Genomic DNA, 17,136 nt, shown 5'->3' on the forward strand with positions numbered 1-17,136 from the left:
TCTCCATGAGCTTTCGGATCCTGACCACCGCCGTCCTCGCCGGCGGTCTGCTCACCGTGGCCGCGCCCGCCTCGGCGGGACCCGGCCCGACGCCCTGCATCGGCACCGAGCTGCAGAGCGTCCCCGTCACCACCGCCAAAGGCGCGCGCCTCGGGTGGCTCACCGTCGTCCAGACCGAGGACGGCAAATGCGCCGTCACCACCACCGAGGCCCGCGACGCCCACCTCAACGCCTTCATCGCCGTCTGCGCGACGCCCGCCGAGCCGTGCGAGGTCATCGCACAGGACGACGCCTACGGCTCCGGCAACAGCGTGGAGACCGTCCCGCTGCCCGCCGCCGGGCTCTGTGTGGCCGCGACCGCGTCCATCACCATCGGCCACGGCCCGACCGTGGCCTTCGGCCACACCGACATCGGGAACTGTGAGTGAGATGAAGATCCTTCTGGCGGCGGCCGCCGCGTCCGCCCTCGTCCTGACCGCGACACCCGCGTCCGCCGCCGCCCCTGAGGGCTGGGACTGCGACCAGGCGCACCTGTGCCTCTACGCCGACACCGGCTACCGCGACAAGCGCCTCGACACCGTCGAGCCCGGCTGCGTCGACCTCGCCGACTACGAGCTCAAGGACCACGTGTGGTCCTACTTCAACAACAACATGCTCTGGGTCGCCGGTCTCTACACCGCCAACAGCGACGCCGCCGTCGACTACCTCGAACCCGGCGAGATGAGCGACGACAGCACCGCCTACACGACCGTCGACTACATGTGCTTCGGCATGCCGGGTTAGAAGAGCGTCAGCTCGTCCTTCTCGATGCCGCGCAGGGCGTCATAGTCCACCGTCACGCACCGGATGCCCCGGTCCTCGGCCAGCACCCGCGCCTGCGGCTTGATGGCCTGCGCGGCGAAAACCCCCCGCACCGGCGCCAGCAGCGGATCCCGGTTCAGCAGCTCCAGGTAGCGCGTCAGCTGCTCCACCCCGTCGATCTCACCCCGCCGCTTCACCTCGACGGCGACACTCGCGCCATCCCCATCGCGCAGCATCAGATCCACCGGCCCGATCGCCGTCGGAAACTCCCGCCGCACCAGCGTGTACCCCTCACCGATGACCCCCGGCCGATCGGCGAGCAGCTCCTGCAGATGCGCCTCGACACCGTCCTTGCGCAACCCCGGGTCGACACCCAGCTCATGCGACGAGTCGTGGGTGATCTCCTCGATGGTGATGATCAGCTGCTCGCCCGCCTTGTTGGTGACCGTCCACCGCCCGTCCTCCTCCTTGAGCGAACACGGCGGCGTCATCCAGTTGAGCGGCTTGTACGACCCCCCATCGGCGTGCACCAGGATCGAACCGTCGGCCTTCAGCATGAGCAACCGCGGCGCCAGAGGCAGATGCGCGGTGAGACGGCCGACGTAGTCCACGGTGCAACGGGCGATGACGAGACGCATGTAGGGGAGGGTACAGAGTCGAGATGTCCGGTTTGCCGACGGACTTGTCCGACCTCCGGCCAACTCGGCGAATGCACCGGCCCTACGGCGGGCACTCGCGTCCGCAAGCACGGCCGGCACCGGAATCCGGTGATCTGCACAACCCACAGGCAAAGGCCCCACGTGAGCCGTTTAATACCTACTCGCCGGTAATATCCGCTTCGGGACAGGATGGGCCCGGCCTCAACGGCGCGGCCGGCCCGAAGCAAGGAACGATCGAAGGAAATCCCATGGCGTACACGCCCCCGACCCAGTCCGTCCCGCCGCCCGCGCCGCAGCCCGCCGCACCGTTCGTCCCGCCGAAGAACGGACTCGGTCTGACGGCGCTCATCCTGGGCATCATCGGCGTGCTGTTCGGGCTCATCCCGATCACGTTCTTCATCGCCGGGACTCTCGGCGTCATCGCGCTGATCTTCGGGATCGTCGGCATCCGCCGCGCCGTTCGCAAGACCGCCACCAACAAGGCCGTGGCCATCATCGGCACCGTCCTGGCGGTCGCCGCCCTGGGTTTGAGCGTCGTCGGTGTCGTCATCGTCAACAAGGTCGTCGACGACGTCAGCAACGTCCTCGACAACAACGACGGGGCGAAGGACGTGTCGATCGCGGCGATCGAGAAGGGCGAGTTCGGTTCCTTCGACGCCACGGTCACCGTCGAGAACTCCGCGGGCAACGCCCGCAACTACTGGATCGACGTCCAGTTCCTCGACGACAAGGGGACCGTCGTCGACTCCACCAGCGTGCTCATCAACCACATCGCGCCCGGCCAGACCGCCACCGACGTGGCCACCGTGTTCCCCAAGACCGGCACTCCGGTCACCGCCAAGGTCGTCAAGGCCCAGGTCACCGAACTCGGTTAGCCGACTCCCGGCGACACCGCCGAGCCCGCACCGGACCCACCGGTGCGGGCTCGCGGTCGTCAGCCCACCGGTCCGGCCGCCGTCAGGGGCGGGAGGATCGCCTGGGCGTCGGCTCCGGCGCCGACCCACAGGCCGATGACGAGGGCGGCGGTGGCCTCCAGGAGGGCGGCGCGGTTCAGGCCGCCGGCGTCGACGGGGGTGGCGCCGAGGTCGGTGGTGAGGCGGCGGGCGGTGGTGAGGGCGGTGGGGTCGTCGCCGCAGAGGGGGACGGCGAGGGGGCGGCCGTCGTAGACGGGCGGGGTCGCCCAGACGCTCTCGTGGCAGAGGTTGAAGGCCTTCACGATGTGCGCGGACGGTGCGGCGGCGGCGATCGCGGTGGCGGTGGAGGTGCCGGGCGGGCCGGTCAGCAGGAAGCCGGGGCCGACGGGGTTGGCGCAGTCGATCACCGTGCGGCCGGTGAGTTCGGCGGCGAGGATAGCGGCGACTTTGGGGGCCGCGTCGGCGGGGACGGCCAGCAGGACGGCGCCGGTGCCGTGGGCGGCGGCTTCGGCGGGGGTGCCCGCGCGGGCGGGGGTTCCGGCGGTGGTGAGCCGGGCGGCGAGGGACGCCGCGCGGGCCGTGTCGCGTCCGCCGAACAGCACGTCGTGCCCGGCGGCGGCCCATCTGCCGCCGAGTACGGCGGCCATCGATCCGTTGCCGATCACACCGATCTTCATGTGCCCGTTCCTTTCGTCGGTGAGCGGGACGGGGCGACGATAGGAGATCGCTCGGGCACCATTCGGTAAGTGAACTCCGACCGGGAACTCCTCGCCGACTGCCGGGCGCGGCTGGCCTTCGACCTGTTCGCCAATACCTGGAACGCGGTGGTGATCTGGGCGCTGCGGCACGGGCCGGAGCGGCCCGGGTTGTTGCGCGAGCGCATCGGCGGGATCAGCCCGAAGGTGCTCACCGAGACGCTGCGGCGGCTCTACGCCAACGGGCTCGTCGAGCGGCGGCGGCTGCCGGGTTCGCCGCCGCACGTGGAGTACTCGCTGACCGAACTGGGCCGGACGCTGCTGGCGCCCATCGGCGCGTTCGGCGAGTGGGCCTTCGAGCACGGCGACGAGGTCATGGACGCCCAGGAGGCCGCGGAGGCCACGAGCGCCCGGCCGTCGTCCACATAGCCCGAAGGCGCCGTCCACGATGGACGGCGCCGTCAGGTGCGTTCTAGCCCAGGAAGCCAAGCGCGACGGCGAGGGTGCCGAAGGCCGACATCAGGAGCGCCGAGCCGGGGTGCATGCCGATCGAGATGCGGATGTCCCGCTTCTTCCAGGCGAACCACACACCGGGGAAGAGGAAGACCAGCTTCGACAGGACCGTCCAGGGCGCCCAGAAGTGGTAGACCGAGAACAGGACCGTGCTGAACACCGGCGCCCACTTGCCCAGCTGCGGCAGGCGCGGCAGCAGGAAGCCGCGGAAGTAGTACTCCTCGATGAGCGGCAGCGTCCAGCCCGTGAAGGGCAGGCAGACGAGGAGGGTGATGGCCAGCATCTGCCGGGAGAAGCCGTCGAGGTAGGTGGTGGCGCTGGGACCGGCGCCCTCGTACTGGATCCAGGTGAAGAAGGCGTCGTAGACGACGTTGTCGAGGGGCATCAGCGCCAGCGAGACGACCGTCATCCACACCAGGCAGAAGATGATCAGCCAGGTGACCTTGCCGCGTGGCACGGGTTTGTCCATGTAGTGCAGCGCGCCGCGCAGGGAGTACTTTCCGGTGCGCTGCTTGCCCAGCCACAGCAGCCCGAACTGGACGGGGAAGAGCACGATCGCCAGGGCGATGGCCCAGGCGAGGAAGGGCGGGTAGCCGATCGAGTCGACCAGCGGTGCGGCGATGAAGGCGTAGACCGCGACGATCAGCGCGCCGGGAACCAGGTGGAGCGCGATGGACAGCGGGACGGAGTGCCGGTCGGCGAGCAGTAGCCGCGCGAATCGGTTGGGGCGTCCGGTGGTGAGCGTGTTCTCCATGTCGCAGAGACTCGCCGGGGCGGCTGTTCTGGCCCTGTCACGGCCCTGACGCGAAAGCGACGCGCGCTGACATCGTGGGCGAAACGGCAGGTGACGGACGCCCGTGTCGCTCAATCGACGGGGGTGCCCGGCATGTCGTGTGTCGCGCAGTGGATCCCGCCGCCGCCGGAGGCGATGGTGTCGATGGCGACGGGCACGATCTCGCGGCCCGGGAAGTGGTCGGCGAGGATGCCGCGGGCGGTGTCGTCGGCGGGTCCGTCGCCGAAGGCGGGCAGGAAGACCGCGCCGTTGGCGATGAAGAAGTTGGCGTAGGTGGAGACGAAGTCGTCGTCCTCGGCGGCGGTCTCGTCGGGGTCGGGCTGCGGCAGGTCGATGATCCGCAGTGGACGGCCGGCGGCGTCGGTGGCGGTGGACAGGACCTCGCGGGCCTGGTCGGCCGAGCGGGACCAGGAGTCGGGCGGGGAACCGGGGAAGGGCGTGTCGAGCAGGACGACGCCGGGCGCGGCGAAGCGCACGAGGCTGTCGACGTGCGCGTCGGTGATGTCCTGGCCCCGGACGCCGGCCAGCCAGATGACCTTGCGGACGCCGAGCGCCGACTTCAGGTCCGCCTCGATCTGCTCGCGGGTGCGGCCGGGGTTGCGGTTGTCGTTGACGATCGAGCTCTCCGTGACGAGGAGGGTGCCCTCGCCGTCGGTCTCGAAGCTGCCGCCCTCGGCGGTGAAGGGCGCGCGGACGCGGGGGACGCCGTAGCGCGGCAGCAGCGTCGCGCCGACCGCGCCGTCGTAGGTGTGCTCCTGCTTGTTCCCCCAGCCGTTGAAGCCGAGGTCGACGCCGAGGACGCCGCCGTCCTCCTCCACGAACACCGGGACGGTGTCGCGGGCCCACAGGTCGTCCACGGGCAGGTCGATGACCTCGACCCCGGAGCCGCAGGCGCGCCGCGCGGCGGCGGCCTGGTCGGGGCGGGCGAGCATCACGACGGGCTCGAACTCGGCGACCGCGCGGGCCACCCGGGCGATGTCGTCGCGGACGTCGGGCAGGAACTCCTCCCACACCGAGGTGAGCGCGGGCCAGGACATGAAGGTGCGGGCGTGGCGGTCCCACTCCGCGCCCAGGCGGCGGCCCTTCGGCGAAGGGTCCGGCGTGGGTTCCGGCGCGGACGGCGAGCAGCCCGCCAGCCCGGTCGCCGCGAGCCCGGCCCCCGCCATCGCCCCGAGTACGCCGCGTCGCGACATGGCCGTCCCCCACATGATCCGCTCCATTCCTGACTGAATTTTCAGTCAGGAACCCACGGTATCATCGTGGTCATGTCCCGTCGCCGAACCATCCTGGAAGCCGCCGCGCGGGTCGTCGCGCTGCGGGGAGTGCGGGGGCTGCGGGTGGAGGAGATCGCCGCCGAGGCGGGGGTGTCCACGGCGCTGATCTACTACCACTTCAAGGACCGCGCGGGCCTGCTCGGGGAGACCCTCGACTTCGTCAATGACCGCGCCGAGCGCTACACCGAACCGGCGACGGCCTTCGCCGAGGACCCGGTCGCGCACATCGAGGAGACGCTCCTGCTGGAGCTGCGGGACACTCCGCTGGTGCGCGAGAACAGCACCGCCTGGGGCGAGTCGCGGGCCTCGGCGGTGTTCCAGCCGGAGCTGCGCGAGCGGCTGCGCGCGGCCACCGGTGAGTGGAACGCGCACCTGGCCGGGCTGATCCGCGCGGCGCAGGACGCGGGGGGCGTGCGGGCGTCGGTGGACGCCGAGGACGCCGCCGAGCGGCTGTCGGCGCTGGTGGAGGGGCTGAGCATGCGCTGGCTGAGCGGCGGGGTCTCGCCCGAGCGGGCCAGGCGGCTGCTGTCGGGCGCGGTCGCCGCCGAACTCCGGACGTGACGAACGGCCCCGGCGAGTACCGGGGCCGTCATGCCGGGGTCGATCAGCAGCTGCCGATGCGGTAGCAGTCGAGGTAGAAGCCCTGGCACTCGTCGTACCAGCACTGGTAGCGGCTGCCGTTCCAGCAGGGCTGGCGCGGCTGCTCGCACGGGCGGGCATGCGCCGTGGCGGGCGGGACGAGCCGGGACACTAAACGGTCGGCGACCTTGGTGAGAGCCTTCATGTCAACTCCTCGGTATGGGCGTTGAAGGGCGTCCACCAGGCTAAGGGGGTCGTGTACACCGGACCGCATAACGGAGAGTGGATCATCGGTAGCACAAGGTGATCATGAGAGCGCGGGCGCCTCTCCCCCGGCGACCACGGCGGCCCGCACGCCGGCCAGCCCGCGCGCCCAGGACGTCAGGACGCGCTCCTCCACCCCGTCGCGGCCCAGCCCGACGGCGTAGCGGGTGACCCCGCCGTCCTCGGCGAAGGGACGCGGCCAGGCGTGCGCGTCGGGCGGCAGCTCGGCCAGGAGGGCGTTGACGCGCCCGCGCATGCGGCCCCGGTTCTCCTCGCCGGACACCGTCAGCACCGCCCACGAGCGGTGGCGGCGGTGCATCGGGGGTGGCGCGAGCAGCGACGGCGACGCGGCCAGTTCCCAGGCGCGGTAGAGCTCCTCGGTGATGAGGTCGGCCATGCCGGGCCGGACCTGAGCGGTGCAGGAGCGCACCGGCGGGGTGGGCGTCAGGATCGTCATGGCGTCACCGGTCGCCTCGGGGACGCCGTCGAGCGCGACGGGCGCGCTCCAGTCCCAGGCGGCCCAGTGGCCGAAGAAATCGGCGAGGGAACCCTCCGACACCGCCGCCAGCACGGTCCAGGCCAGCCCGGGCGGGGACCCGAAGGGCGCGCTGTCGATGCCGCGCGCCCGCGCCCACGCCTTGACCCGGCGGGTCAGCGCGGGATCGGCGCGCCCGGCGAGCGCGGCGGCGTCGGTGATGGCGCTGCGGGCGATGGTGTCGCCGGGCGCGGCGATCATGACGTCCACGGGCGTCTGGCCGAGGTGGAGGCGCAGGCCGGGCACGCGGGCGTCGGTGAGCTCGCGGAAGCCGGTGACGCCGGGCAGGACCGCGACGGCGGCGGGGTCGAGGGTTCCGGTGGCGACAAGGTCGACGTCGGCGTCGGGGAGTTCGCAGCCGATGGCGCGTGAGCCGACGAGGTGCAGTCCGGCTTCGGGCAGTGCCGCCGCGAGGCGTTCCCGGACGCCGGTGGCGTCGACGGCGGGGAACGCGCGCGGTGGCGGCTCGGTCCAGGTGATCTCGCCGGTGCCGAGGGCGATGGTGGCGCGGGGTTCCATGGGCCCGTCGCCGCGCCGGGACAGCAGGGTCAGCGCGCCGACGGGGACGTCCACCGTGGGCACGCGGGGCGCGAAGTCGCCTTTGCCGAGGGTCAGGTGCGGGACGAACGCGCGCCCGGCGAGGCGCGGGAAGGGCCGCTCCAGCGCCTCGCGCAGGGCGGTCCAGCCGTCGCCGCCGGGGTGCTGCCACACCGTGCCCTGCTCGAAGCGGCGGATCTCGCCGAGGCGGGCGGTGAAGGGCGCGGTCCGCGCCAGGACGGCCGAGACGAGCCCGGCGGCGCTTTCGAAGTCGGCCTCGGGCACGAAGCCGAAGAGCACGTTCACGTGCGGCGGCCAGCGCTCGAAGGACGGGTCGTGCGCCCGGCGGACCTCCTGGAGCGGCGCCCACGCCGACTGCGGCGGGAGCCACGCGAGGGCGGTGCGCGCGGTCGGCGGCGCGTCCAGGACCTCGCCGGTGGCGGACCGGCCGAGCTCGACGGACAGCCCGAAGTGGTCGGAGGGGAACAGCCCGCCGGTGGCGGTGTCGCCGTGCAGGGACGCCGAGGCCGCGCGCGGCCCGCGCAGAAAGACCCGGTCGATGCGCCCGGAGCGCCCGGTCAGCGAGGCGACCGCCGCCAGCGGGTTGACGGTGGGGTCGAAGGTGGGCGTCTCGTCACCGCGGGCCGACAGCCACGCGTCGGTCATGGCCAGCGCGGACGCGGGCCGCTCGCCGGTCTCGTTGAAGTCGCCCATGACCACCACGTCGCCGTCCACTCCGGACAGTCCCTCGGCGATGCGGGCGAGCTCGCCCTCGCGGCGGTCGTGCCCACCGGTGGTGTGGTCGCTGGTGAGGTGGGTGGTGACGACGGTGAGGGGCCCGGTGGCGGTCTCGACGACGACGGCGGCGACGGCCTTGTGGCCGGACAGGGCGTGCCAGCCGGCCTCGCGGACGGGCAGGCGCGACAGCAGGACGAGCCCGGCGGCGTCCACGTCGGCGGGTTCGCCGAGCAGGGCCCAGCCCCGGCGGGTCCACGGTTCGAGCAGGTCCAGGAGGGGCCGTTCGGCCTCCTGGAGGGCGATGACGTCGGCGCCGGAATCGGCGAGGGCGGCCAGCAGCAGGGGCCGCCGCTCGGCGGTGAGGATCCGGTGGGATTCGTAGCGGTCCCACAGGGTGTTCCAGGTGAGCACGCGCACGGCGGCGGCCGTCCCGGACGCCTCGCCGCGCACCGGGCGGGGCGCGAAGAACGGCGGGCGCAGCAGGCGCTCGTGGCGGACGAGCCCGTGCCCGGCGGAGTCGAGGACGTCGAGGCCGGTGGCGCGGTCCCACACCGGCGTCCCGTCGGCCTCCACGAACAGCACGCGGTGCCAGGGCACGTCGCCGCCGGGGGTGAACGCGGTGAACGGGACGCGTTTGGGCTCGCGGCCGCGCTGGGCGAGGCCGAGCACGAAGCGGGCGGGGTCGAAGCGGGCGTCCCAGCGGACGCGGTGGTAGATCTCGTCACTGGTGCGCATCGGGTGCTCCGGCGGTGTCGGCGACCGTTCCGTCCGCGTCGATGTAGCGGGTGCGGTGGGCCTCGGCGGGGTACGGCGGCGTGTAGCGGGCGAGCTGGCCGGCCAGCACGTGCGGGGGGACGCGGTGCTCGCGGGTGTCGTTGCGGCGGGCGAGTTCGGTCTCGTCGGTGAGGAACACCGCGTGGGTGACCAGGGCGTCGTGGCGGGCGGCGACGGCGTGGACGGAGGCGCGCTGGTGCGGGTTGAGGCAGGTGGCGTCCCACACGACGGTGCGCCGGCCGGTGAGTTCTCCGGCGAGGCGGTGGAGGCCCTCGCGGTGGACGGCGGCGTTGTCGCGCTGGTCGGCGCGTGAGCCGCGCGCGGCGCGCAGGGCGTCCAGGGACACCAGCGCGTCAGCGCCGAGTGTGGCGGCGTAGGTGGACTTGCCGCTGCCGGCGGGCCCGGTGAGCATGATCAGGCGCGGGAAGGCGCCCTCGCGCCAGCGCCAGGTGAGCGCGCCGGCCTCCTCGGGGGTGTGGACGCGGCCTTCGGCGAAGGCCTCGCGCGTCTCGGCCCAGCGGCGTGCGCGCACATCATCGTCGCCGTCGAACCCGTCGTACACGGGACGCGCGCGCGGCAGCTCGGCGGCGTGCAGGGCCGACCACTCGACCTCTTCGCCGGGCTCGACGGCCATGGCGAGGGCGTGCAGGACGTCGAGGTCGGCCGAGAAGGACATGCGCAGCAGCCCGGCGCGGCGGCGCTCGTCCGGGAAGGGCTCCGACAGGCGCGGCCGCAGGCCGGCGAGGTCGGCGACGCGGCGGGCGAGCCCGGGTCCGACGCGGGCGGCGAGGCGCCCGGCGAGCCGGGTGCGGGGGACGTCGTGGGCGAGGGCGGCCAGGACGCCCGACAGGCGCGCGTCGCCGGTGCGCCCGCCGAGGCGCGCGGCGGCGTCGAGGGCCGCCTCGGCGTGGGTGGCGGGCAGGCCGGTGGCCGCGGCGAGCGCGGCGATGTCGGGGACGCCGCCCGAGCGCGTCTCCCACAGGGCGGCCCGCGGTCCCAGGCCGTTGGGGACGACCGCCACGTGCATCCAGTGCGTACCGGTCTTCACATGCCGGGGGCGGACCCATTTGGCGACCCGGGAGCCGAACTCGCCGAGGGTGAAGGCGCCCGCGTCGCGCACGACGTAGCCCTCGGCGCGGCCGGTGTCGACGGCGAGCCCGCGCACCGCCCGCTCGTCGTAGACGCCGCGCCACAGCACGCGCGGCACGGGCAGGCCGAGGGAGCGGGCGAAGGCGACGGTGTCGTCCCAGGACAGGCAGGTCTCGCCGGACCAGGCGGAGAAGGCGTAGAAGTGCGCGTCGAGGTCGTCGTAGGCGATGGAGTGGCGGGCGTAGAGGTTCTCGCCGCACACGCGCCACCCCGGCGGGATGAGCGGCCCGATGCGCCCGTGCAGGGCCTTGACCTTCGCCCGCGACGGGTGGTGCCCGGAGTCGAGAGACCGGGCGTGCAGGCCGTCGCGGTAGAGGGTGGTGTTCTCCCCGTCGAGCTTCTCGGTGACGACTACCTCGCGGCCGCCGAGCGCGACGCTCCCGGCGCGCAGGTCGTCGGGTGTGTGGCCGGGCGACCAGGGGACGTGCGGTGTCCGTGGATACGAGACGCGCATGGCTCCTCCCCGCCTCGGCTGCCCGGTCATCGTAGGAAGCGGGTCCGACAGCGGGCGAGCGGTTTAGTCCTCGTGGCTGCGTTTCCCCACGGTGAGCCCGGCGGAGGCGGCCAGGCGCGCGGCCACCGCGTCGGGCTCGGGGCAGGCGTCGGAGACGAAGACGTACAGCTCGTGCCCGGTGCCGTTCTCCTCGCGGTAGAGACCGGCGCCGTTGATGGTGAGCTGGACGCCGTTGCCGCCCGGCACCGCGCCGGGCCACTCGCACTCCCACAGCAGGTCGCCCGGATCGGCGCCGATGCGGGCGCAGAAGGCGTCCTCGATGATGCCGGGGACGCCGCCCAGCTCGACGTCGACCAGGACGTCGGTGAGCCGGGTCAGGTTCGCCGCGACCTCCTCGTCGAGACGGGCGGCCATGGTGCGCGCGCGGCCCCTGTGGAGGGTCTCGACGGTGGCGCCCAGCAGCGACTCGGCGAGCGCGGCGCGGTCCTCGTCGACCACGAAGCGGATCTCGGTGGGCGCGGGGAGGCCGGTGAAGCGGGCGACGGCGCCCGGGCCGATCCCGGCGTGGGCTTCGACGTGGGTGGCCCCCTCGGACGCGTCCAGGAGGCGCCGCGCGGCGGCGAGCGCTTCGGGAAGGGCGGTGAACGAGCCCAGAAGGTAGGCGTAGGAGCCGGACATGTCCCGGATCTTAGGGTCCACTCAGGACCGACCCGTCACGTGGTGACGATCGCCACGATCCCGCCATTCTCATTCTCGATAATGAGAACATCGGATCATGACCGACTGGGCCGATCTCGTCCTGCACCCCGTGCGCATCCGCGTCCTGCGCGCGCTCGCCCGGGGCGGGCGCACCACCCGCGAGCTCACCGCCGCGCTCGCCGACGTCCCCCAGGCCAGCCTCTACCGGCACCTGGCGGCCCTCACCAAGGGCGGGATCATCGCCATCGCCGAGGAGCGCAAGGTGCGCGGGACCGCCGAACGCGTCTACGCGCTCGCCCCAGGGGGCACCACCATCCCGGCCGCGCAGCTGGCCGGGGCGACCGCCGAGGACCACGGGCGCTACTTCACCGCCTTCGTCTCCACCCTGCTGGCCGACTTCTCCCGCTACCTCGGCCGCGGCGAGCCCGACCTGGCCGCCGACGGCGCCGGCTACCGCTCGGTGGTCCTCCACCTCGACGACGCCGAGCTCGCCGCGTTCGCCGCCTCTCTCGCCGGGGTCATCGCGCCCCTGCTCGGCAATCCCCCGGGCGGCGGCCGCGTCGCCCGCCAGTTTTCGACGGTGCTCATGCCCGTCGATGAAGAAGGGAACTGACCCATGCCGACCGTCACCGTCACCGACACCGCCGTGGACATCCGCTTCACCGGGTTCGAGCGGCCGTTCACCGGCCGCGGCGAGGTCGTCGTGCCGCTCACCGGGATCACCGAGGCGACCGCCGTGGACGATGCGCTGCGGGCGGCCCGGGGCACCCGCAAGGGACTGGGCTTCACCGGCGTCGCCAAGATCGGCACCTGGGGCCTGATCCGGGGCCCGCGCATGCTCGTCGCCGCCCATCGCGGGACGCCCGGGCTGCTGCTGCGCCTCGCCCCGGGCACCCTGCCGGACCACGACGCGATCCTGGTGTCCCACCCCGACGCGCCCGGGCTCGCCGAGCGGATCCGCAGCGCGGCCGTCACCGCCTGACCATGATGGAGGGCCGTGCCGCCACGGCCCTCCATTCAGGACGCCTCCCCGAGCACACGACCCCTCGTCGGCGAGTGAGATCACGAGTACTGTGGGAAACCCCACAACCACACCCGTACCGCCTCGACAGTCCACAATGGACAGTCCCGTCCGGCCGGTGACACGTGTCCACAAGTACCCTGTCGGGGATGTGACAGACACGCGCGCTGTCGGAATGAATACACGGATCTTCCGCTTGATCAGAGAGAATGTGGCCGTGACCAGTATCAGCGTGGCCGAACTCAAGGCGGCCATCGCCGCCGCGATGCAGCAGGTGTCCGAGGGACAGGAGGCGATCAAGGTGGCCTCCGAGAAGCTCCAGGCCGCGCAGCAGGTCCTCGGCGCCCTCCTCCAGGGCAGCCAGCACCAGTCGGTGGAGTCCGCGCAGGCCGCCCTCGCGCAGGCCGGTCAGGAACTGGAGCAGTGCATGGCGGCCACCCTCGCCGCCGCCGAGCAGGCGACCAGCTACGCCGCGACACTGTAGGGGCGCCCCATGGCGACCATGATGGAACTCGGGCAGGCCGTCCGCACCGCCGCCGCGGAACTGCCCCTCGCGGGTACGACGCAGGCCATGACGCGCTTCGACGAGGCGCGCGCGACCCTCACCCAGGCGCTCACCGACTCGGTCGAGCCCGCCGGGCTCCCGCACCTCAACCGCGCCCAGACCCACCTCGACAAGGCCGTCACGCAGCTCATGGCCGCCGCCGAGCACCTCGACGAGTACCTGGTCTCCATCGGACTGTCCCCCACCGCGCCCAAAGGGGACACCGGGCCGGTCCCGTCGGCCGCGCCGCCCGCGCCCGTCGCCGACGGCACCCGCGCCTGGTGGCTGGCCCGCGTCGACGAGATCACCCAGGCCGACGATGACAACAAGGCCAAGGCCGACACCGAGATCCGCCACAAGGAGCTCACCCCGCTCTTCGACGCCCTCGTCAAGGCCGCCGCCGGGTCCGACCGCAACCTCTACCGCCGCGAGCTGCACGCCACCGACCCCGCCGTCGGCGTCCGCCTGCCCGCGCTGACCTGGCCGCGCGTGCGCATCCTCGCCGCCGAACTCGCCGGCGGCGCCCCCACCGCCAAGAACCTCGACGCCGTCGGCGCCAAGACCCGCGACGCCGTCCGGCGCTTCCTGCCGGGTCTGGAGGACAAGGCCGACCAGGTCGAACTCGCCGCCGCCTGCCACGTGGCCGCCGCCCCCGAACGGCACCCGGTCGACATCGCCGCGATGGGCCCCGTGCTCGTCGCCGCGCTCACCAAAGCCCTCGGGAGGACATGATGGCGGGGTGGCGCACCGTACTCGCCGACACGGTCAGCCGCGACCTGGCCACCGCCAGGGACGCCGCCAGGGCCCTGCGCGAGCACGCGCAGGCCACCGCGGCCTACGCCACCGAGACCGCACGGCGCACCCTCGAAGCCGGACGCGACGAGCAGGCGCGCCTGGCCGCCGAGCACCGCGACAGGACCACCGCGCTGGAGGACCAGACCGCGCAGGCCACCGCGTCCACGCTGGCGCGCCTGGCCGCCCTGGCCAAGGAGTACGCGCCCGGCGCCGCCGGTGACGCCTGGGCCGACTGGCATCCGACCACGCACGGGCGCGGGGTGGCACCCGGGCTGCTGCGCATCGGCGTCCTGGACGCCCCCGGCGAACCGCCCGCGCTGGCGCCGCTGCTGGACCGCGCGCACCTGGTGTGCGCCACCGACCCCGGCGCGCTGCTGCCGGGCATCCTGCTGCGCGCCCTGGGCACCACTCCGCCGGGCAGCGTGCAGCTGACCGTCTACGACCCCGAGCGCCTCGGCGGCTCCCTGGCCGGGCTCGCGCCACTGGCCCCGGCGGGGCTGCTCAGCTTCGTCGGCCCCAATGGGCTCTCCGACATGCTCGACGAGCTCGTCGAGCAGATCCGCCGCATCAACGAGACCGTGCTGGCCGGCGAGTACCACTCGCTGCTGGAGCTTGCCGAGAAGACCGGCCGCCGCCCCGAGCCGTGGCGGGTGGCGGTGCTGCTGGACGACAATGGCCAGGACGACTGGACCGCCAAGCAGCGCGCGCAGCTGGCGCGGATCCTGCGCACCGGCGTCGCCTGCGGCGTCCACGTCATCGTCCAGGGCGACCCGGGCGAGCTCACCGGCCCCGACGTGGAGTCGGTCACCGCGACCGGCACGTCCATGACCGCCGACTTCGCCGTCCGGCTCGACCCGCCGCCACCGGCCACGCTGGTCACCGGGACGTGCCGGACGATCGCCGAGCGCTTCGCCGCCGGACCCGACCCGGCCGTCTTCGGCGATCTGCTGCCCGCCGACGACGGTGAACTGTGGACGCACTCCTCGGCCGCCGGGCTCACCGCGCCCATCGGCGAGGGCGCCGAGGGCCGCCTCATCGAAGTCACCCTCGGCGACAACCCGCCGCACGCGCTCATCGGCGGCCCGTCGGGCGCGGGCAAGACGAACCTGCTGTACGCGTGGATCGGCGCGCTGACCGCCCGCTACGGGCCCGACGAGCTGGCCCTGTACCTCCTGGACTTCAAGGAGGGCGTGTCCTTCGCGCGGTTCGCGCGCGGCCGCCGCGACCCCAGCTGGCTGCCGCACGTCCGGCTGGTCGGCGTCAACATCAACGACGACCGCGAGTTCGGGCTGGCGCTGCTGCGGCACCTGCGCGACGAGCTGCGCCGCCGCGCCGAGGCCGCCAAGCGGCACGAGGCCACCAAGCTCGAAGAGCTGCGGCACCAGGACCCCGGCGGGCGCTGGCCGCGGATCGTGGCCATCATCGACGAGTTCCAGGTCCTGCTCGACGGCCGCGACCAGGTCAGCAACGAGGCCGTCGGCCTCCTGGAGGACCTCGCGCGGCGCGGCCGCTCGCAGGGCATCCACCTGGTCCTGGCCAGCCAGGACGTCGCCGGGATCGAGGCCCTGTGGGGCCGCCCGGCGCTGGTCGCGCAATTCACGCTGCGGGTGGCGCTGCCCAAGGCGCGGCGGATCCTCGCCGAGACCAACACCGCCGCCGACGAGATCCCCCGCTACCACGCGGTGGTCAACTCCGACTCCGGCGTGACCTCCGCCAACCGCGTCGTGCGCGTCCCGGACGCCTCCAACCGCAGCGCGTGGGACCCGCTCCAGCAGCGCCTGTGGCGGCAGCGCCCGGCCGACAATGACGAGCCGCGCCTGTTCGACGGCGACCACGTGCCCTCGCTGACCGACGCCGTCGACGTGGGCGGCACCGTCCCCACCGCGCTGCTCGGGCAGACCATCGACGTCAGCACCGGCTCGGCGCGGCTGCGGCTGACCCGCACCGTCGGGCGCAACCTCGCCATCCTCGGCACCCGCACCCAGGAGGCCTGCGACATCCTCGCCTCGGCGGCGATCTCGGTGGCCCGGCAGGGCGAGGCGCGCTTCACCATCTTCTGCCCCGACCCCGACGCGCGCCCGGCCGCCGACCGGCTCGCGCTGACCCTGGGCGCGGAGATGCGCGAGAGCCTCGCCGAGGTCCTCGGCGACCTCTCCGGCGCCGAGTCCGGCGTCCCGCACCTGGTGCTGCTGTACGCGGTGGACGCCGCCAGCGGCGGCCTGGACGCCCTCGCCAAGGAACGCTTCCGGCAGCTGCTGCTCACCGGGCCCGAGCGGCGCATCCACACCCTCGGCTGGTGGCGGTCGGTGCCGCGCCTGCGCGAGGACCTCGGCGGCTTCGCCGCGCGCTTCGACTCCATCGACGCCTGGCTCGCCCTCGACGTCCACGGACCCGAGCTGGCGCCGCTGTCGCCGATCCCCGGCGGGCCCCCGTGGTACCCCCGGCCCCGGCGCGGGCTGTTCTTCGACCGGGCCGTGCACCGCCACCCCGAGGTCGTCATCCCCTACGACACCGCCGCTGCCACCAGCCCGCACGGCTCGATGCTGCTGGGAGAGCCGCATGCCGGGTGAGAACCCACGCGACGCCTACAAGTCGGCGACACAGACGCTCTCGCGCACCTTCTCCGGCCGCCGCGAGCAGCAGGAGCGGCTGCAGAAGAAGCACCGCGAGGACGTGGCCGCCATCCGCGCCCGCGTCGGGGAGACCCTCGCCGCCCGCGACGCCGCCGCGAAGTCGGCCGCCGAGGCCAGCGCGAAGGTCGACGACATCGACGAGCGCGCCGGGGCGCTGTGGCGCGACCTGCTCGGCTACGTCGGCTCCGGGCGGATCCCGCCGCGGCTGCGCGACATCGGTGAGGCGCCGCGCGCGATCGAGGCGCGGGGCGTGGTCCGCAAACCGAAGGCCCCCCGCGTCCCGGACCCCATGGCACTGCTGGAACGCGCGCGCAAGACCCTCGCGCTGGCCCGACGCGGGCAGCTGGAGTTCCCGCCGCCGCGGTACCTGGTCGCGCTGATGGCGCTGATCGGGGCGGTCTGCGGGCTCGCGGCGGTCATCGGCGCGCAGGCGATCCTGGACGCCGCCGGGGGCGGTGACGGGAACAAGGCGCTCGTGCTGCGCCCGCTGGCGCTGGTGTGCGTGTTCCTGGGGCCGTTCATCGGCCTGCCATTGGCGAGCATCTATCTGGGCTGGCGGCACCGGCAGCGGCCGCGCCAGCACCACATCTGGCTGCTCATCGGCTCGGGCGTGGTCGCGCTGGTCATCGCCGTTCCACTGCTGATGCTGTAAGCGGCCCCAAACGTCCGTCCGCCGTTCCCGCACCCGCACAGACCCGGTTACCGAACAGTACTTGCGAGGTCACCTTCCGGTCGCGTTCGGAACAGAGCATGAAGTCGCCCAAA

The 17,136-nt window shown here is 73.5% G+C and carries 19 protein-coding genes; 11 read left to right on the forward strand and 8 right to left on the reverse strand.

Annotated elements, in window-relative coordinates; genetic code table 11:
* Nucleotides 1–5 precede the first annotated feature (5 nt).
* Nucleotides 6–428 (forward strand): hypothetical protein, encoded by a 423-nt coding sequence (locus QSK10_RS03415; protein ID WP_285661094.1) that lies wholly within the window; start codon nucleotides 6–8, stop codon nucleotides 426–428.
* A 1-nt stretch (nucleotide 429) separates the two neighbouring features.
* Nucleotides 430–783 carry a peptidase inhibitor family I36 protein gene (locus tag QSK10_RS03420; protein ID WP_285661095.1) on the forward strand — a complete coding sequence of 118 codons (354 nt, stop codon included), beginning with the start codon at nucleotides 430–432 and terminating at the stop codon, nucleotides 781–783.
* Here QSK10_RS03420 and nucS read toward each other — a convergent pair.
* A complete protein-coding gene (gene nucS / locus QSK10_RS03425; protein WP_285661096.1) occupies nucleotides 780–1,439 on the reverse strand; it encodes an endonuclease NucS in 660 nt (219 codons plus the stop codon). The genes QSK10_RS03420 and nucS overlap by 4 nt on opposite strands.
* Before the next feature lie 269 nt (nucleotides 1,440–1,708).
* Here nucS and QSK10_RS03430 point away from each other — a divergent pair, with 269 nt between their 5' ends.
* A complete protein-coding gene (locus tag QSK10_RS03430; RefSeq protein WP_285661097.1) occupies nucleotides 1,709–2,335 on the forward strand; it encodes a DUF4190 domain-containing protein in 627 nt (208 codons plus the stop codon).
* 59 nt (nucleotides 2,336–2,394) lie between these two features.
* Here QSK10_RS03430 and QSK10_RS03435 read toward each other — a convergent pair whose 3' ends face one another.
* A complete protein-coding gene (locus QSK10_RS03435; RefSeq protein WP_285661098.1) occupies nucleotides 2,395–3,051 on the reverse strand; it encodes an NADPH-dependent F420 reductase in 657 nt (218 codons plus the stop codon).
* A gap of 69 nt (nucleotides 3,052–3,120) precedes the next feature.
* Between QSK10_RS03435 and QSK10_RS03440 the strand changes: the two genes are divergently transcribed.
* Complete coding sequence (locus QSK10_RS03440) at nucleotides 3,121–3,498, forward strand: winged helix-turn-helix transcriptional regulator (protein ID WP_285661099.1); 378 nt, start codon at nucleotides 3,121–3,123, stop codon at nucleotides 3,496–3,498.
* Nucleotides 3,499–3,541: 43 nt separating this feature from the next.
* Here QSK10_RS03440 and QSK10_RS03445 read toward each other — a convergent pair whose 3' ends face one another.
* Both QSK10_RS03445 and QSK10_RS03450 read right to left on the reverse strand, forming a co-directional pair.
* A complete protein-coding gene (locus QSK10_RS03445) occupies nucleotides 3,542–4,336 on the reverse strand; it encodes a CPBP family intramembrane glutamic endopeptidase (RefSeq protein WP_285661100.1) in 795 nt (264 codons plus the stop codon).
* Nucleotides 4,337–4,446: 110 nt separating this feature from the next.
* Nucleotides 4,447–5,583 (reverse strand): agmatine deiminase family protein, encoded by a 1,137-nt coding sequence (locus QSK10_RS03450; RefSeq protein ID WP_285661101.1) that lies wholly within the window; start codon nucleotides 5,581–5,583, stop codon nucleotides 4,447–4,449.
* 57 nt (nucleotides 5,584–5,640) lie between these two features.
* Between QSK10_RS03450 and QSK10_RS03455 the strand changes: the two genes are divergently transcribed.
* Nucleotides 5,641–6,210 (forward strand): TetR/AcrR family transcriptional regulator, encoded by a 570-nt coding sequence (locus tag QSK10_RS03455; protein WP_285661102.1) that lies wholly within the window; start codon nucleotides 5,641–5,643, stop codon nucleotides 6,208–6,210.
* Nucleotides 6,211–6,253: 43 nt separating this feature from the next.
* On the opposite strand, the gene QSK10_RS03460 is transcribed toward QSK10_RS03455, so the two are convergent.
* The 4 genes from QSK10_RS03460 to QSK10_RS03475 form a co-directional block, all read right to left on the reverse strand.
* A complete protein-coding gene (locus QSK10_RS03460; protein ID WP_285661103.1) occupies nucleotides 6,254–6,433 on the reverse strand; it encodes a hypothetical protein in 180 nt (59 codons plus the stop codon).
* Between the two features lie 102 nt (nucleotides 6,434–6,535).
* The gene (locus tag QSK10_RS03465; protein ID WP_285661104.1) at nucleotides 6,536–9,037 is read right to left on the reverse strand and encodes an RNA repair domain-containing protein; all 2,502 of its coding nucleotides are present in this window, start codon (nucleotides 9,035–9,037) and stop codon (nucleotides 6,536–6,538) included.
* Nucleotides 9,024–10,679: an RNA ligase family protein gene (locus tag QSK10_RS03470; RefSeq protein ID WP_285661105.1), complete on the reverse strand. Its 1,656-nt coding sequence runs from the start codon at nucleotides 10,677–10,679 to the stop codon at nucleotides 9,024–9,026. The genes QSK10_RS03465 and QSK10_RS03470 overlap by 14 nt, the downstream gene beginning before the upstream one ends.
* Before the next feature lie 63 nt (nucleotides 10,680–10,742).
* Complete coding sequence (locus tag QSK10_RS03475; RefSeq protein WP_285661106.1) at nucleotides 10,743–11,357, reverse strand: hypothetical protein; 615 nt, start codon at nucleotides 11,355–11,357, stop codon at nucleotides 10,743–10,745.
* A 97-nt stretch (nucleotides 11,358–11,454) separates the two neighbouring features.
* Here QSK10_RS03475 and QSK10_RS03480 point away from each other — a divergent pair, with 97 nt between their 5' ends.
* The 6 genes from QSK10_RS03480 to QSK10_RS03505 all read left to right on the forward strand — a co-directional run bounded on the left by QSK10_RS03480 (nucleotide 11,455) and on the right by QSK10_RS03505 (nucleotide 17,023).
* Entirely contained in the window at nucleotides 11,455–11,991 is a 537-nt protein-coding gene (locus QSK10_RS03480; protein WP_285661107.1) for a helix-turn-helix domain-containing protein, read from the forward strand.
* 3 nt (nucleotides 11,992–11,994) lie between these two features.
* Nucleotides 11,995–12,360, forward strand: a complete 366-nt coding sequence (locus tag QSK10_RS03485; RefSeq protein WP_285661108.1) for a hypothetical protein — start codon at nucleotides 11,995–11,997, stop codon at nucleotides 12,358–12,360.
* 304 nt (nucleotides 12,361–12,664) lie between these two features.
* The gene (locus QSK10_RS03490) at nucleotides 12,665–12,883 is read left to right on the forward strand and encodes a hypothetical protein (RefSeq protein WP_285662907.1); all 219 of its coding nucleotides are present in this window, start codon (nucleotides 12,665–12,667) and stop codon (nucleotides 12,881–12,883) included.
* 9 nt (nucleotides 12,884–12,892) lie between these two features.
* On the forward strand, nucleotides 12,893–13,675 hold the full coding sequence (locus QSK10_RS03495) for a hypothetical protein (RefSeq protein ID WP_285661109.1): 783 nt from the start codon (nucleotides 12,893–12,895) through the stop codon (nucleotides 13,673–13,675).
* A complete protein-coding gene (locus QSK10_RS03500; protein ID WP_285661110.1) occupies nucleotides 13,675–16,308 on the forward strand; it encodes an FtsK/SpoIIIE domain-containing protein in 2,634 nt (877 codons plus the stop codon). The genes QSK10_RS03495 and QSK10_RS03500 overlap by 1 nt, the downstream gene beginning before the upstream one ends.
* Nucleotides 16,298–17,023: a hypothetical protein gene (locus QSK10_RS03505; RefSeq protein ID WP_285661111.1), complete on the forward strand. Its 726-nt coding sequence runs from the start codon at nucleotides 16,298–16,300 to the stop codon at nucleotides 17,021–17,023. Before QSK10_RS03500 ends, QSK10_RS03505 begins: the two co-directional genes overlap by 11 nt.
* Nucleotides 17,024–17,136 lie beyond the last annotated feature (113 nt).

It is taken from the genome of Actinorhabdospora filicis (assembly GCF_030269765.1).
GTDB lineage: Bacteria > Actinomycetota > Actinomycetes > Mycobacteriales > Micromonosporaceae > Actinorhabdospora > Actinorhabdospora filicis.